At 68.3% G+C, this 14932-nt stretch carries 12 protein-coding genes; 9 read left to right on the top strand and 3 right to left on the bottom strand.

What is annotated here, in order from left to right; genetic code table 11:
• The first annotated feature begins 34 nt into the window (after nucleotides 1-34).
• From pstB to phoB, 3 genes are all read left to right on the top strand, one after another.
• Nucleotides 35-853: a phosphate ABC transporter ATP-binding protein PstB gene (gene pstB / locus FPV16_RS09190; protein WP_227437906.1), complete on the top strand. Its 819-nt coding sequence runs from the start codon at nucleotides 35-37 to the stop codon at nucleotides 851-853.
• Between the two features lie 86 nt (nucleotides 854-939).
• Nucleotides 940-1665, top strand: a complete 726-nt coding sequence (phoU, locus tag FPV16_RS09185) for a phosphate signaling complex protein PhoU (RefSeq protein WP_227437901.1) — start codon at nucleotides 940-942, stop codon at nucleotides 1663-1665.
• Between the two features lie 90 nt (nucleotides 1666-1755).
• Nucleotides 1756-2457, top strand: coding sequence for a phosphate regulon transcriptional regulator PhoB (gene phoB, locus FPV16_RS09180; RefSeq protein WP_018041942.1), 702 nt, complete (start codon nucleotides 1756-1758; stop codon nucleotides 2455-2457).
• A gap of 651 nt (nucleotides 2458-3108) precedes the next feature.
• Here the strand turns inward: phoB and FPV16_RS09175 are convergent.
• Nucleotides 3109-3354 (bottom strand): hypothetical protein, encoded by a 246-nt coding sequence (locus FPV16_RS09175; protein ID WP_227437900.1) that lies wholly within the window; start codon nucleotides 3352-3354, stop codon nucleotides 3109-3111.
• Between the two features lie 205 nt (nucleotides 3355-3559).
• Here FPV16_RS09175 and FPV16_RS09170 point away from each other — a divergent pair, with 205 nt between their 5' ends.
• Nucleotides 3560-3730 (top strand): hypothetical protein, encoded by a 171-nt coding sequence (locus FPV16_RS09170; RefSeq protein WP_227437899.1) that lies wholly within the window; start codon nucleotides 3560-3562, stop codon nucleotides 3728-3730.
• 137 nt (nucleotides 3731-3867) lie between these two features.
• On the opposite strand, the gene FPV16_RS09165 is transcribed toward FPV16_RS09170, so the two are convergent.
• The gene (locus tag FPV16_RS09165; protein WP_227437898.1) at nucleotides 3868-9642 is read right to left on the bottom strand and encodes a DUF3320 domain-containing protein; all 5775 of its coding nucleotides are present in this window, start codon (nucleotides 9640-9642) and stop codon (nucleotides 3868-3870) included.
• Nucleotides 9643-9961: 319 nt separating this feature from the next.
• Here FPV16_RS09165 and FPV16_RS09160 point away from each other — a divergent pair, with 319 nt between their 5' ends.
• The 4 genes from FPV16_RS09160 to FPV16_RS09145 all read left to right on the top strand — a co-directional run bounded on the left by FPV16_RS09160 (nucleotide 9962) and on the right by FPV16_RS09145 (nucleotide 13501).
• Nucleotides 9962-10285 carry an iron transporter gene (locus FPV16_RS09160; RefSeq protein ID WP_227437897.1) on the top strand — a complete coding sequence of 108 codons (324 nt, stop codon included), beginning with the start codon at nucleotides 9962-9964 and terminating at the stop codon, nucleotides 10283-10285.
• The gene (locus FPV16_RS09155; RefSeq protein ID WP_227437896.1) at nucleotides 10282-11802 is read left to right on the top strand and encodes a PepSY-associated TM helix domain-containing protein; all 1521 of its coding nucleotides are present in this window, start codon (nucleotides 10282-10284) and stop codon (nucleotides 11800-11802) included. Before FPV16_RS09160 ends, FPV16_RS09155 begins: the two co-directional genes overlap by 4 nt.
• Nucleotides 11799-12137 (top strand): DUF3325 domain-containing protein, encoded by a 339-nt coding sequence (locus FPV16_RS09150; RefSeq protein WP_227437895.1) that lies wholly within the window; start codon nucleotides 11799-11801, stop codon nucleotides 12135-12137. Before FPV16_RS09155 ends, FPV16_RS09150 begins: the two co-directional genes overlap by 4 nt.
• A gap of 74 nt (nucleotides 12138-12211) precedes the next feature.
• On the top strand, nucleotides 12212-13501 hold the full coding sequence (locus FPV16_RS09145) for an ArgE/DapE family deacylase (RefSeq protein WP_227437894.1): 1290 nt from the start codon (nucleotides 12212-12214) through the stop codon (nucleotides 13499-13501).
• Between the two features lie 73 nt (nucleotides 13502-13574).
• On the opposite strand, the gene FPV16_RS09140 is transcribed toward FPV16_RS09145, so the two are convergent.
• Nucleotides 13575-14321, bottom strand: a complete 747-nt coding sequence (locus tag FPV16_RS09140) for a glucose 1-dehydrogenase (protein ID WP_227437893.1) — start codon at nucleotides 14319-14321, stop codon at nucleotides 13575-13577.
• 107 nt (nucleotides 14322-14428) lie between these two features.
• Between FPV16_RS09140 and FPV16_RS09135 the strand changes: the two genes are divergently transcribed.
• Complete coding sequence (locus FPV16_RS09135) at nucleotides 14429-14782, top strand: ArsR/SmtB family transcription factor (RefSeq protein ID WP_227437892.1); 354 nt, start codon at nucleotides 14429-14431, stop codon at nucleotides 14780-14782.
• Nucleotides 14783-14932: the final 150 nt, after the last annotated feature.

Raw genomic sequence — 14932 nt, 5'->3', positions numbered from 1 at the left:
GTCCCCTCCCGCCCTCGACAAGTACACGCACCCGATGAACGCCGCTCCCGCGATCACGCAAGCTCAGCTGACCGGCCGCCACAAGGCCGACGAGCAGGCCCCCGTGCGCATCGCCGTGAAGGACCTGAACTTCTATTACGGTTCGTTCCACGGCCTGAAGTCGGTCAACCTCAACTTCCACGACCGCCAGGTCACCGCGCTGATCGGCCCGTCCGGCTGCGGGAAGTCGACCCTCCTGCGCACCTTCAACCGGATCTACAGCCTCTATCCCGAGCAGCGCGCCGAGGGGCAGATCCTCCTCGACGGCCAGAACGTCCTCGATTCCAAGGTCGATCTCAACGAGCTGCGCTCGCGCATCGGCATGGTGTTCCAGAAGCCGACGCCGTTCCCGATGTCGATCTACGACAACGTCGCCTTCGGCCTGCGCCTCTACGAGAAGCTGCCCAAGGCCGATCTCGACGTCCGCGTCGAGGAATCCTTGCGCAAGGCCGCCCTCTGGGACGAGGTGAAGGACAAGCTCAAGCAGTCCGGCATGGGCCTGTCCGGCGGTCAGCAGCAGCGCCTCTGCATCGCCCGCACCGTGGCCCAGCGCCCCGAGGTGATCCTGTTCGACGAGCCGACCTCGGCCCTCGACCCGATCTCCACCGGCCGCATCGAGGAACTGATCGAGCAGCTGCGCTCCGAGTTCACGATCGTCATCGTCACCCACAACATGCAGCAGGCGGCCCGCATCTCGCAGTTCACGGCGTTCATGTATCTCGGCGAGCTGGTGGAGTTCGGCCCGACCACGCGGATCTTCATGAACCCCGAGAAGCGCCAGACCCAGGACTACATCACCGGCCGCTTCGGCTGAGCCCGCCGGGGCCGCGTTCCGCGGCACCGGTCCCGATCCTACGCGATGCAGGCTGCCCAGGGCGGCCTCGGTCGAGGAGTGCGAGCATGCCCAACCACATCGTCAGTTCCTACGACACGGAACTGGAAAACCTGCGCCGCTCGATTTCCGAGATGGGCGGGATCGCCGAGAAGATGATGACCGATTCCGGCAACGCCCTGGTGCGCCGGGACGTGCCCCTGGCGCAGGCGGTGATCGGTGCCGACAAGCGCCTCGACGCCCTCCAGCACGAGATCGAGGAGCGGGCGATCCTGCTCATCGCCAAGCGCCAGCCGCTCGCCATCGACCTGCGCGAGACGGTCTCGGCGATCCGCGTCTCGAACGATCTTGAGCGGATCGGCGATCTGTCGAAGAACGTGGCCAAGCGCGTGGTGGCCATCGCCGAGCAGATCCAGCCGCAGAAGATCGTCATCGCCGTCCAGCACATGGGCGACCTGGTGCAGGAGCAGCTGAAGGACGTCCTCGACGCCTATGCGAGCCAGGACGTGAAATCCGCCCTCGACGTCTGGGAGCGCGACGATTCCATCGACGCCCTCTACAACTCGCTCTTCCGCGAGTTGCTGACCTACATGATGGAAGATCCGCGCAACATCTCGTTCTGCACCCACCTGCTGTTCTGCGCCAAGAACATCGAGCGGATCGGCGACCACACCACCAACATCGCCGAGACGATCCACTACCTCGTCACCGGCACCAACGATCTGGCCGAACAGGATCGCCCGAAGAACGACGCATCGAACTACGCCACCGTGTCGTTGCCCGCCAGCGCCTGACCCTCCCTCCGGTCGGGCCATTCCGGCACGATCGTCGCGCGGCCGTCCTGTGCGTGACGGGACGGCCGCCCTCACCCTGAAAACACCCGCATGAGTACGCGCATCCTGATCGTCGAGGATGAGGAGGCCCTCACCCTTCTCCTTCGCTACAACCTCGAAGCGGAGGGCTTCGTCGTCGATACCGCGGCGCGTGGCGACGAGGCCGATCTGCGCCTTCAGGAGCAGGTTCCCGACCTCGTCCTCCTCGACTGGATGATGCCCGGCCTGTCCGGCATCGAGCTGTGCCGCCGCATCCGCGCCCGGCGCGAGACCGAGCGGCTGCCGGTGATCATGTTGACGGCGCGCGGCGAGGAGGGCGACCGCATCCGCGGCCTCGGCACCGGCGCCGACGATTACATCGTCAAGCCGTTCTCGGTGCCGGAACTGCTCGCCCGGGTCCGCGCGCTCCTGCGCCGGGCCAAGCCGAGCCACGTGGCGGACCTGCTCATCGCCGGCAATATCGAGCTCGACCGCGTCAGCCACCGCATCCGCCGGCAGGGCCGCGAGATCCATCTCGGTCCCACCGAATTCAAGCTCCTCGAATTCCTGATGCAGAGCCCCGGCCGCGTGTTCTCGCGCGAGCAGCTCCTCGACGGGGTCTGGGGCCACGACGTCTATATCGACGAGCGCACGGTGGACGTGCATGTGGGCCGCCTGCGCAAGGCGATCAACCGCCCACGCCAGAGCGACCCGATCCGCACCGTGCGCGGCTCCGGCTATTCCTTCGACGAGATGTTTTCGACCGACGAGTGAGAGTACGGCCGGAACATCGCGGCTTTCCGAACGGCTTTTGCCAGGCAGACCGCGTCCCTCTCCCCCTTGTGGGGAGAGGTTAGGAGTGGGGGTGGTTGGGTGACCCTCACCCGGCTGAGGCTGGCGGGGCGACCCCCACCTCCACCTCCTTCCCGCAAGGGGCTACGCACCACGACGTCATTTCGGGTCGCCACAGGCGAGCCCAGACCCGGAGGGCCGCGCCAGAGGCGTGCAATCCAGAGGCGCCAAGGGCGTAAAGTCCGGCACCACCTGTGTTTCTGGATCCTGGGCTCCGCTGCGCGGACCCAGGATGACGGGGTGTTGCGAGTGCGCCTTAGGCCGAACTCTCTTGGATAGCGGGAACAGCTGTCGAGCGGATGGGTAAATCCAGTAGACTTCAGTTTGATCCGTTTTCTCGGCGAATGCTGATGCAAACGTAGATCGTCCAAGCCGATCACCTCATCCTGAGGTGCCCCTTGCTTGAGAAAAGGGCCTCGAAGGAGGCGTCCAGATGCCGAAGCGGTCCTGGAAACCTCCCTCAACGCCGCTACGCGGCAAGTCAGGATGAAGTGAAGCCTTAGAAAAAACACATCGACTAAGATCCGAGAGACGGAGTTCCGGTGCGCCGCCCGCCCTCCCGACGATGCCGGCTCAGCGGTCGAAGCGTCGCATTGAACGGCTGTCCCGCTCGGCATTGCGCCGGGCCCGGTCGTCCGCCCGAGCCCGGTCGCGCTGAACCGTCTCCATACGTCGGAGCGTGTCCGTCCGCTCGCGGTGCGCCCGCGCCAGGTCGCTGACCGCGTTCATCGCACGCACCCGGTTCGCATCTTCTGCCCGAGCGTCGGGCGACCATGCCGCGAGGAGAAGGGCGACGACGGCGAAGGGGGAGCGGAACATCGGGTCTCTTCTTTCGGATCGGATGCGGCTGGAAGGAGCCGTCCGTGCACTGTGCATCATAGTGCGGCAAACGCAGGGCTCGGAATAATATAATGCATTTCATGCACTGGCTGCATGAGTGGTATTTGGCGTTTGGTATACCAGAGCGGTGGGGAGGCTGTCATACATGCTGCAACGCAAACGCATCGCCCCGAGGAACACCGATATGACCGCTCTCATTCTCACCGCCGTCGCCGTCGCCGCTGCCGCCAACATCTCCCTGGTGGCCTTCGTGGCCGATCGCCTGACCCCCACGACCAGCACCTCCACGGTGACGGCGGGCGAGCTCGTCCTCGTGAACGACAACGCCCCCGAAGCCCTGAAGCGCGCGGCCTGAACCTCAGCCCGAACGGCTCCAACGTCACCGCCATCGGCCCCGTCTAACCAGACGGGGCTTTTTCATGTCGCGTACCGCTAGAAAGCCTGTCGCATGGCGGTCGAAAGGGCCCTCGCGTGGCGGTGGATTGGCCCGTCTCATCCGACGGGTTTCGGGCCCGGCGCTTCGCTCTCCCGCGCGAGCGAGGCGGCCTGAGCGAAGCGGGCGCGTACCGCCTCGCTCATCCGGCCGAGGCCGAGATGCGCGGCCATCCGCGTCTCGATGCCGGGTGCCGGATCGAGGTCGCGGGCGAGGCCTGCGAGCTCCTGCAGCGGGATGTCGGCGGGCGCCCGGTTCTCCCCTCCCGCCGGACGGAACCTCACCGGCCCGGCAGGGGCGGCCTCCGGCCAGAGGACGATGCGGTCGCCCTCGCTGGTGTGGGGGCAGCGGGGATCGACGGCCCCGAGCGCGCGCTGGCGCAGGCGGGCGGTGATCCGGGAAAAGCCGTGGGCCCGCACAAGGCGCTCGGCGAGAATGTCAGCGAAAACAGGGCCTTCGCGCGTGACCAATTCGGTCGCCATCGCCGCCAGGGTGGCCTCGTAATCGGGGTCGTGGAACCGGGCGGGATCGGGAGAGAAGCCGGACAAGTCCGCCGGTTCATAGAGGCCGGGGGGCTCCGCCTGAGGAACGTCAGGCATGGCCGGCTCAAGCACCACCGGCTCCGGTTGCGCCCTGTCGGCGTCGAGATCGGCCCGCAATGCCCGGTCGAGCCGGTCGAGGGCGCCTTGCGGATCGTTCCACCAATCGGTGCTCCAGACCCGGTGGATGCGCCACCCAAGGTCGGTGAGCACCCATTCGCGCAGGCGGTCCCTGTCCCGCGCCGTGGCCGCCCGATGGTAGGTCGCCCCATCGCATTCGACTCCCGCGAGGTAGCGACCCGGAGCGTCGGGATGGACGATGCCGAGGTCGATCCGAAAGGCGGAAACGCCCACCTGCGGCACGATTCTCCAGCCCCGTGCGGCCAAAGCCGCCATCACTGCGCCCTCGAACGGCGATTCGATGTCTCCCCCCGTCGGCGCGGCCGCCGTCTCCAAGGCACGGGCTCCGTGTTCGGCGAAATCGAGGAAGTGCTTGAAATCGCGCACCCCGCGGGCGCTGCCGCGGCCGAGATCGACCTGATCGGCCCGCATCGAGGCGAAAACCACGAGTTCACGCCGGGCGCGGGTGATCGCCACGTTGAGGCGGCGGTGTCCGCCCTCGCGGTTGAGCGAGCTGATCTGCCCAGTGATCCGGCCCGCCGCGTCGGGACCCGCCGCCACCGAGAACAGGATCACGTCGCGCTCGTCGCCCTGCACGGTCTCGAGGTTCTTCACGAAGACCGGCTCCTTCCAGGTCCGCCCGTCGAAGAACCGCTCTAGCTCCGGCCTTCCCCGCCGCTCGGCATCGAGCAGGTTCTCGATCAGTCGCTGCTGCTCGCCGTTGAAGGTGACGATGCCAAGTGACCGTTCCTCCGCCGCGAAGGCCGGGGCCGTGAGGCGGGCGACCACCTCCGCCACCAGGGCGCGCGCTTCCGGCCGGTTCACCCGCGCGCCGCCGCGCTCGTAGAGGCCATCGGCCACGTAATGCAGCCGCACCGCCCGGTCCTCGGTGACGGGGGAGGGGAAGGTGACGAGGTCGCCGCGATAATAGTGCCGGTTCGAGAAGGCGATGAGGCTCTCGTGGCGGCTTCTGTAGTGCCAGGCGAGGCACCTTTGCGGCAGGTGCGCAGCCAGGCACTCGTCGAGGATGCTTTCCTGGTCGGCGACGTCGAGGCCGTCCGAGATCTCGTCGACGCCGCGATCGCCCACATTGGTGGGCGGCAATTGCTCCGGATCGCCGACGATGACCACCTGCCGGCCCCGTGCGATGGCGCCGATGGCGTCCCAGGGGGCGATCTGCGAGGCTTCATCAAAGATGACGATGTCGAAGGGCTTCGCCTCGGCCGGCCAGTACTGGGCGATGGAGAGCGGGCTCATCATGAGGCAGGGGGTCAGGCGGGTCAGCGCGTTCGGCATCCGCGCGAAGAGCTGGCGCAGGGGCATGTGCCTGGCGCGCTTGGTGATTTCGCGGGCCAGCGTGCCCCATTCGGGGTCGGTGCCGAAGGCGCCGGCGAGCGGCACGCCGCCGCCGATACGGGCACGCACCGCCGCGCCGGCAAGGCCGGAGTGCCGGGAATCGGCCTCGCCGAAGCCCCGGATCGCGTCCTCGTGGCGCTGGCCCATGAAATCGCGCAGGCGGATATCGTCGGTGACGGCGTGGTCGATCCACCAGCGCGCATAGGCGCCCTCGAAGGCCGCGAGAATGGCGTCGTCCCGCAGCGTTCCGGCCTCGATCGCGGCGACGAGCGGACCGAGTCCCGCCTTCGTCGCCTCGCTCACCGCCCTCTGCCAGCTCGCCCAGGCCTGCGCCTTGGGCAGCGCCTTCTGCCAGCGTTCCGCCACGGCGAGGGTGCCGGCCACCCAATCGGCCTCCGTCTCCAATGGGCAGTCGGGCTTGGCCCTGCCGGCCAGACGCCCGAGCGTCTCGATCGCCTTCACGGCGGCGCCTCTCCGGGCGGCGAATTCGTCCTTTGCCAGGGCGAGGCCGCCTCCGGCCTCGAGACGGCCATCCTCCGCGTCGAGGAACTCGGCGAGCCTCGCCCGGACGATGTCGGGGCCTCCCACGAGCGGAGCCATGGTGGCGATGACCGGTGCGAGCCGCGTCGCCCAGGCCATTGGGGCGGTGAACAGGTCGGCGGGGGCCGTCGGATCCGACCAGGGATGTCCGAGCTCCGCCGCGGCGCTCGCCAGAACCTCCGCCAGAGCGGGCCGTGCCGCCTGCAGGGCCTTGATCTCGGCGAGGGTGACGAGGTCCGGCCCCACATCCTCCGGCGCACTCTCTTGCGCGAAGGGGGTGAGCAGGCCGCGAACCCGGCTGAGGCGCCGGGCCCGAAGGAAGAAATTCGAGGCTTTCGCCGCGCGCCACTCCGCCATCAGGCGGTCGAGGTCGCTGCCGAACACCGAGGGGGCGTAGGGGACGAAGAGCCGGGCGTTCAGCCGGGCGAGCTCATCCTGCCGGGTACGGCGGGCCTCGACGGCCTGGCGCAAGGCCGCGCCTCCGGGGCCGAGGAAGCGCAGGCCCATCCGCGCCTCCGGTCGGAACAGGGCGGCGGCGAGGGAGGAGAGGGCGCGCAGGCCGTCATAGGTCCGGCCGAGGGGCTGGAGCCCCATTGCCTCGGCGAAACGCAGGCCGGAGGTCGCGAAGTCCGGCAGGGTGCGGGCGAGTTCGGGAACAGCCTGTTCCATCTCGGCCCGCCACAGGGGCGACCAGGCGATCGCGCCGATGCCCCGGAGGGGATGGTTCGCGATGTCGCCGACGATGGGGCGAAGGGCGGCAAGCTCATGGCACTGGGCGCGCAGGCTGTCCCGGTGGCCGGGCGCGGAGGTCGCGTCCTTCGGCCAAGCGAGGCTGAGCCCGTCCCGGCCGGCCTGCCGGTCGGCAATGACCCGCCCCATGGCCGCGTGGGCGCTGAGGCCGTTCGGACGGGTGGCATGCAGGCTCTCCACCACGCCGTTCAGGCCCTCCCGGCGGCGCTGGAGATCGGTGGCCGCGTCCTCCCAGGGGACGCTCTCGCCGCCCCTCGCGGTCCAGGCCTCGCGCAACTGCGCAATGACGTGCGTCTTCTGGGCCTTGGCTGCATGGACTTCGAGGCAGCAGGCGCCCAGTCCCACCGCGTCGAGGCGCCGGCGCACCACCTCCAGGGCCGCGCTCTTTTGCGAGACGAACAGCACCGTGCGCCCCAGGGCCAGGCACTGTGCGATCATGTTGGCGATGGTCTGGCTCTTGCCGGTGCCGGGCGGCCCGAACAGCACGAAATCCTTGCCCGAGGCCGCCGCGAGGATCGCCGAGACCTGGGAGGAATCGGCGAGCAGCGGCGTGAAGATGCCGGAGGGCGGATGCTCCGCATCGAGGCGCTCCGGCACGGGAAAGCCCGTCGCGTCGCCGTAGGCCTGTTTTGGCGTGTCGAGGAGGTGGCGGACTACCGGGCTGCGCTTCAGGAGGTCCGTGCGCTCGCTCAGATCCTTCCACATCAGGAACTTGGTGAAGGAAAAGGCCGAGAGCACCACCTCGGTCGTGACCTCGAACCCCTTGAGGTCGCGGATATGGGTGCGCACGATCCGCCAGATGCCCTCGACATCGATGCCGGATTCGTCGCCCGGCAAGCCATCGGCGAAATCCGGCATGTCGAGGTCGAAATCCTGGCGCAGCATCTCCAGCAGGGTCGGGTTGAGGCGTGCCTCCTCGTCATGGCGGACAAGGCGGAAACCGGCGCGGACGCTGGCGCGGGTCAAGGCCGCCGGCACCAGCAGCAGCGGCGCACGGGCGGGCGGCATGCCGCCGCCCCGCGTCCAGGTGAGGAAGCCGAAGGCGAGGAACAGGACGTTGGCGCCGCCCTCCTCGAAGCTGCCACGGGCGAGCCGGAACAGGTCGGTGAGGCGGGCCTCCAGCTCCTCCGCCCCGACATCGGCGGCGATCTCGCCCCGGTCATGGTCCGCTGCGCCGACCATCGCCTCGGGGGCGGGCCGGGCAACGAGCCGGAAGGCGCGGCCCGCCGCGAGGGCGTCCTCGAACGCTCCCGGCTCGGGACAATCGAGGATGAGCGATCCCTTGCCCGCCTTGAAGTTGAGGAGCTTGTTCCGAAGGGTCAGGTCGAGGAGCCGCAGCTTCCAGGCTTCGAGCCGGTCGCGGGGCTCCCGCCGGGGTGGGTCGATGCGGGCGGCGGGACGATCCTCGACGAAGGACGGCGGCGTGCCGAGCGCCTGGGCGAGCGGAGCCGCGATTTCCGGCGCCACCGCCCGTGCGCCGGGCTCGCCCGTATCGAGGGGCGAGATGCCGGACAGCCGGGCGCGCCGCAGATCGAGGACCATCTCCAGGGGGGACTCGGCATCCGCATCGATCAGGCGCGCGCCGGCCGCCACCGCATCCGCGAAACTCCCTGGCGGATCGGCTGTAAGAACCGTGGTCTCGATCAGGATCAGTTCCTGCAGGTCACGGCGCTTCCGCAGGGCCTGGGCGTCGTCGCCGACCGTTTCCGGCAGGGTCTCGTCCACGAGCCACAGCCCGAGGAGCGCGTGATCGCGGGTGAGGATCAGGAGCGGATTGAGTCCGGCCTGCTCGCAGCAGGCGGCCCAGAACAGGGTGAGGTCGAGGCAGGTGGCGAGCCGCCGCTCCACGATCGCGCCGGGCTCGCGGACCTTCTGTCCCGACCGTTCGAAGCTCGCGGGCGGCAGGATGTAGGTGATCCGCAGGGCCGCCATCGCCGCATGGATCGCCTCCGCCATCTCCCAGGCCCTGGCCCTCCTTCCGCTGCGATAGCCGTCGAAGGCGGTGCTCCGCCGTGCCCGTTCCAGGATCGCGGCGGCGGAGCGCAGGATGCCGTCAACCGCCGGATCGTTCGGTCTCACGAAGGCCGCGAGCAGTTCGGGCGCCGCATCCGCGCCTCCCCAATGGGAGGGAGGAAGGAGCCGCAGATCGAACTCCTCCCGGGCGAGTTCGCCCGCCCGATCGCTCCCCTCGGGTGGCACCGTCAACGTCAGCGTGACGGTACAGAGCCGGCTCTCCCGCAATCCGGCGAGGATCGCTCCGTCGATCCGCAGATCCGGCGCATCGATGCGCTGAAGGCCCCCCGCCGCGATTTTCTGGATCGGCAGGACAAGGGGGCGGAACAGCGGCGGTATTGCCGAGATGCGGAGCGCCACATCGGACAGATCGGCCTCGCCGCCATGGGTCACGGTGATGTCCCGGATGAGCGGAATCCCGTTTTGCCAGGATGCGACGCTGGCATGGTCGGCGATCGTGCAGGCGAGACCGCAACGCGTGCGAGCCCCTTCCGACACCTCGAGCGTATCGTCCATCGCGCCCGGTTCCCCGCCAGTCGGCGAGGGTTTTACAGGCGTGCCGCTCGCACCCGCAAGTCGCACTCGCAGGAGTCGCCCGGCGACCGCACCGATCCGCGTCGGGCTCGCGGTTCACCTTCCTCGCTTCGCTCGCCGTGCTTGGAATCGTTCCATAACATAGCGATTGCCCGGGCAAGACGAGGCTCTGTATAGCAATGGGTGATCGGCATTTCGATGAAACTGCCGGTCGTCGCGGCGTCGAGGCCATTCGTTTCGCTGGCGTTGCATTGCCGAGCCCGCCTGCCGTTCGCTCCTCGCAATCCGGTGCTGCCTGCCGATGACAGATTCGACCAAGCCGAATGCACGGCGATCGCAGGGGCGCTACCGCCTGATGGTGGCGGGCCGGACCCTCCTCGCGGTCTTCGGAGGCTATGCTCTCGCGGCCATCGCCACGGCCTTCCTGTCCCTGACCTTGCCCCTCGACCGTTCGGAGGCCGTTGCCGCCGCCACCCTGGCGAGCTTCGCGATCATGGCGGGGGCGGTGATCTGGGTTTTCTCCGCCCGTACCCTCGCCCGCGCGGCGATCGGACTGGCGCTGCCGGCGTTGTGCCTGGGCGCTGGTCTCTGGCTCGCCCTCGGTAGCGCGGTGCAACCCGCATGAAGCAGGGGTTTCGCCAATCGATGGCGTGGCTGCACACCTGGGCGGGGCTCGTCACCGGCTGGGTGATGTTCGCCGTCTTCGTCACCGGCACCGCCACCTACTACAAGTCCGATATCTCGCTCTGGATGCGGCCCGAGCTCCGGGCGCAGTCGGAATACGACGTGGTTCGCGCGGCCGAACTCGGCGTCGCTCATCTCAAGGCCCATGCGCCGAAGGCCATGGCTTGGTTCGTCGGCGTGCCGCAGCCCGACAAGCCGTATATCGGCGCGTACTGGATGGTCACGCCGGACGGCGAGTTCGGCAAGGCCCTCCTCGATCCCGAGACCGGCGCGCCGACAGAGGCCCGGGCCACGCAGGGCGGCGACTTCTTCTACCGCTTCCACTACGAATTGCAGATGCCCCCGGCCCTCGGCCGCTGGATCGTCGGCATCTGCGCGATGGTCCTGCTCGTCGCCCTCATCAGCGGCATCGTCACTCATCGCCGGATCTTCGCCGATTTTTTCACTTTCCGGCGTTCGAGATCCGCCCAGCGCGGCTGGCTCGACGCGCACAACGTCACCGGTGTTCTGGCGCTGCCGTTCCACCTGATGATCACCTATACGGGCATCGTCTCGCTCGCGCTTATGTACATGCCTTGGGGCATGGTGAGCGTCTACAAGGGCGACGAGCTGCGCTTTTACGTCGAGTCCGGCCAGATGCCGGCCTGGCGGGTCGCCGAGGGCAAGCCGGCCGAGCCGGCGCCGCTCGGTCCTCTCATCCGCCGCGCCCAGGCCGAGGTGAGCGAACCGCTCGAGATGGTCTCGATCAACAATCCCGGTGACGCCAATGCCACCGTGGTGGCGGTGTTCGAGGAGCCCCATGGGCTCGCCCATCGCCATCCGCAGATCGCCTTCCATGCGGTGACCGGGGAGCTGGTCGAACGGACCGGGCCGCTGAAGCCGGCGGCACATGCCTATACGAGCTTCGTCGGCCTCCACGAGGCGCATTTCGCCGGGCCGGCCCTGCGCATCCTGTTCTTCCTGTCCGGCCTGATGGGCTGTGCCGCCATCGCCACCGGCCTCGTCCTGTGGACCGTGGCGCGGGCGCCGAAGGGCGTTGTCCGTCCCGCCCCCGGCTGGCGCGTCGTTCATGCGCTGAACATCGGCACGATCCTCGGCCTGCCCATCGGCATGGCGGCGCTCTTCCTCGCCAACCGCCTCGTTCCGGTGGAATGGGCCGCCAGGGAATCCTGGGAAGGAGGCATGTTCTTCGGAAGCTGGTTCATCGCTGCCCTGATCCCGCTCGCTCGCCCGCATCGCCGGGCATGGGGCGAGATGAGTTATGCCGCCGCGCTCCTCTTCCTCGCCATCCCCCTGGTCGATTGGGCACAGACGGGATGGCGTGCCGACTTCCTGGGTTTCAACCTTACCATGGTGGCGCTCGCGCTGGTCTTCCTCTTCGGCGCGCGCAAGCTCGGGCGACAGCAGGGGGCGCAGATAGAGGCCGCCCGTACCACCGGAGATCTCGTCCGAGCATGACGCCCGTTGCCGTATCCCTCACCTCACTCCTGAGCTTCTCCGGTCTCGCCTGCCTCTGCCTGAGCATGGACCGGCATGGCCGGACCCTGTTCCACGGGCGTCCCTCTCGGGGCCGGGACGGGGCGTTTCGCGTGGCGGGCTGGCTTTTCATTGCCCTGGCCTTCGCGGCTGCCGTCGCCACGGCGGACTGGAACTTTGGTCCGGTGCAATGGCTCGGCTCACTTACCGGGGCCGCGCTCATTGTCGTGGCGTTGATGTCCTATCGCCCGGTCTGGATCCGCCCGGCGGCCATCGCCGCACTTCCCCTCGCCCTGGCCACCGCGTTCTTCGTCTGAGCTAGCGGCGGGTTCCCGCCTGGCCGGATGGGTCTATGTGAAGGCTGTTCGACAGGCATTCACAAGGACGATCGATGGCGCTCGACCCTGCTCTCGCGGACCGTATCGCCGCCTCCGTGGAACGGGGCTTCGCCGATCAGGTGGCCCATATCCAGGCGCTCGTCCGGTTCGGCTCGGTGCGGGGCGCCGAGCACACGATTCAGGACCACGTCTTTCGCTGCCTGAGGGACCGCGGCTATGCCATGGAGCGGGTCCGCATGGATCATGCGGCCATTGCCGCGCATCCTGGCGGGGGACGGATCGCGCCTGACCATTCCGACGCGCCCATCGTCGTCGGCATCCACCGGCCCCGCCATGAGACCGGCCGCTCGTTGATCCTGCAGGCACATGTGGACGTCGTGCCCCCCGGCCCCCTCGACCTGTGGAGCCATCCGCCCTTCGATCCCGTGATCCGGGGTGACTGGATGTACGGCCGGGGGGCCGCCGACATGAAGGCCGGCCACGCCGCCAACCTCTTCGCCCTGGGCGCGCTGACGCGGATCGGGCTTCAGCCGGCTGCCACGGTGACGGTCCAGTCCGTGGTCGAGGAGGAATCCACCGGCAACGGTGCCCTGATGACGCATCTGCACGGCTACCGGGCCGATGCCGTGCTGATCCCCGAGCCCGAGGACGAGAAGCTCGTGCGCGCCAATACCGGCGTGCTGTGGTTCACAGTCGAGGTGCGGGGCACGCCCGTCCATGTCCGCGAGATGGGGGCGGGGGCCAACGCCATCGACGCGGCCTATCGGGTGATCGGGGCCCTGCGCGAACTCGAGGAATCGTGGAACGCCCGCAAGGCGGGGCGCCGCCATTTCGAGGGCGAGGCGCATCCGATCAACCTCAATGTCGGCCGGATCGAGGGGGGCGATTGGGCGTCATCGGTGCCCGCCTGGTGCCGGATCGCGTGCCGGATCGCGATCTATCCCGGCATCGGCGCGGCGGATGCGGCACGCGAGATCGAGGCGACGGTGTCGGATTTCGCCCGGACCGACCCATTCCTGGCAAAGACGCCGCCGGTGGTGGCCTTCAATGGGTTCTTCTCGGAAGGCTACGAACTGGAAGAAGGCTCGGAGGCCGAGGCCGTGCTCGCTGCCGCCCACAAGCGGGCCACGGGGACCGACCTCCAGAGCTTCATGTCGCCGAGCTATCTCGATACCCGCGTACACGCCCTCTACGACCGGGTTCCGGCGCTGTGCTACGGGCCGATCAGCGAGAACATTCACGGTTTCGACGAACGTGTCAGCCTTGCTTCGGTCAAGCGGATCACCACCGCGATGGCACTGTTCGTGGCCGAATGGTGCGGGACCGAGGCGCTCGGGCGATAGGCGCGGGCGTCGCGGCCTGTGTTCCCGCGCCTGCCCCTGCAGCCGGAGCACGCGCGGTCTGTGTTGCCTCGCGTCAGCGAATGCCGCCGCTGGCGGTGATGTTCTCTCCGGTCAACCAACGGGCATCGTCGGAAGCGAGGAAGGAGACGACCTCGGCGATATCGTCCGGCTGGCCGGCCCGGCCGAGCGGCGTCTGCGCGATGAACCCGGCTTCCATATCGGAGCCGACGATGCCGGCTGTGTGGGTGCCCTCGGTCACCACAAAGCCGGGGCTGACCACGTTGACCCGGATTCTGCGTGGGGCGAGCTCGTTGGCGAGGACGCCCGAGATCGCGTTCAAGGCGCCCTTGGTTCCGGCATAGACCGCCGCACTCGGCGTGTTCACGTGCGTGATCGCCGAAGAAATATTCACGACGCTGCCGCCTTCTCCGAGATGCTTCGCCGCCGCCTGGGTCGCCAGCAAGACGCCGAGCACGTTGACGTCGAAGAGCCGGCGATAATGCTCGTCGGTGATGTCCTCGATCGACGCGAATTCATAGACGCCGGAATTGTTGACCAGCACGTCGAGTCGGCCGAACCGCTGCACCGCCGCCTCGATCAGTTCCTGTGCCTGGGCGGCCTTGGAGACGTCCGCCTGAACTGCGATGGCCTTGCCCCCGGCCGAAGTAATGGCCTCGACCACGGCGTCGGCTCCGCCCTTGCTCGATGCGTAGTTGACCACGACAGCCGCGCCGTCCTTCGCCAGGGCTTTCGCGATTGCCGCACCGATGCCCTTCGATGCGCCGGTCACCACGGCCACCTTCCCGTCAAGCTTCGACATGTGTGCTATCCTTCGTCAGGAACTGGCTCCGGACTGGCTGCCTATGTTCCTTAGTTCGGAACTTCGGAACTAATCAAGCGAAGATCAAGCCCCCATATGGACGAATTATGAGGCCCCTGTTTCACCCCGCGATCGAGGACATCCAGCCGCAAGCGATCCTTCACGCCCTGTCCGATCCTCGCCGCGCGGTGATCTTCGCGCGGATCAGGAGCGCAGGCTGCGTCGAGGCGTGCTCGGCCTTGTCCGCGATGGGGGACCGGATCATCCCGAAATCCTCGCTCTCCAGCCACTTCAAGGTGCTGCGTGAGGCTGGGTTGATCCACTGCGAGCGTCACGGCGTGGAGATGCGGAACCGCTCACGTTGCGCCGAGGTGGAATCCCGCTTTCCAGGGTTGCTGGCGGCGATCATGGGCGCCTACGCATCGAGCATCGACGCAAACGCGTGCAGGACAGGCGAGTAATAGGCGGCGCGCCGCCTCGCGCTGCGAGCGCCGATTTGCTCTGACGGACGCAGGACGTTGTCTTTCGGCCTGCTGGCGTTCCTCAGCTCATTGGCGCCGTTGTTCAGGTCAAGCCGGAAGCGAACGGTCGCCTAAGGGCGTCCCGTTCCT

The organism is Methylobacterium sp. W2, assembly GCF_020662345.1.
Classification (GTDB): domain Bacteria; phylum Pseudomonadota; class Alphaproteobacteria; order Rhizobiales; family Beijerinckiaceae; genus Methylobacterium.
This window is presented reverse-complemented; position numbering and strand designations above follow the sequence as displayed.

Excerpts from the sequence above, each read along its gene's own strand:
- pstB (WP_227437906.1), top strand. The coding sequence starts at position 35 with ATGAACGCCGCTCCCGCGATCACGCAAGCTCAGCTGACCGGCCGCCAC.
- phoU (WP_227437901.1), top strand. The coding sequence starts at position 940 with ATGCCCAACCACATCGTCAGTTCCTACGACACGGAACTGGAAAACCTG.
- phoB (WP_018041942.1), top strand. The coding sequence starts at position 1,756 with ATGAGTACGCGCATCCTGATCGTCGAGGATGAGGAGGCCCTCACCCTT.
- FPV16_RS09175 (WP_227437900.1), bottom strand. The coding sequence starts at position 3,354 with ATGTTCCGCTCCCCCTTCGCCGTCGTCGCCCTTCTCCTCGCGGCATGG.
- FPV16_RS09170 (WP_227437899.1), top strand. The coding sequence starts at position 3,560 with ATGACCGCTCTCATTCTCACCGCCGTCGCCGTCGCCGCTGCCGCCAAC.
- FPV16_RS09165 (WP_227437898.1), bottom strand. The coding sequence starts at position 9,642 with ATGGACGATACGCTCGAGGTGTCGGAAGGGGCTCGCACGCGTTGCGGT.
- FPV16_RS09160 (WP_227437897.1), top strand. The coding sequence starts at position 9,962 with ATGACAGATTCGACCAAGCCGAATGCACGGCGATCGCAGGGGCGCTAC.
- FPV16_RS09155 (WP_227437896.1), top strand. The coding sequence starts at position 10,282 with ATGAAGCAGGGGTTTCGCCAATCGATGGCGTGGCTGCACACCTGGGCG.
- FPV16_RS09150 (WP_227437895.1), top strand. The coding sequence starts at position 11,799 with ATGACGCCCGTTGCCGTATCCCTCACCTCACTCCTGAGCTTCTCCGGT.
- FPV16_RS09145 (WP_227437894.1), top strand. The coding sequence starts at position 12,212 with ATGGCGCTCGACCCTGCTCTCGCGGACCGTATCGCCGCCTCCGTGGAA.
- FPV16_RS09140 (WP_227437893.1), bottom strand. The coding sequence starts at position 14,321 with ATGTCGAAGCTTGACGGGAAGGTGGCCGTGGTGACCGGCGCATCGAAG.
- FPV16_RS09135 (WP_227437892.1), top strand. The coding sequence starts at position 14,429 with ATGAGGCCCCTGTTTCACCCCGCGATCGAGGACATCCAGCCGCAAGCG.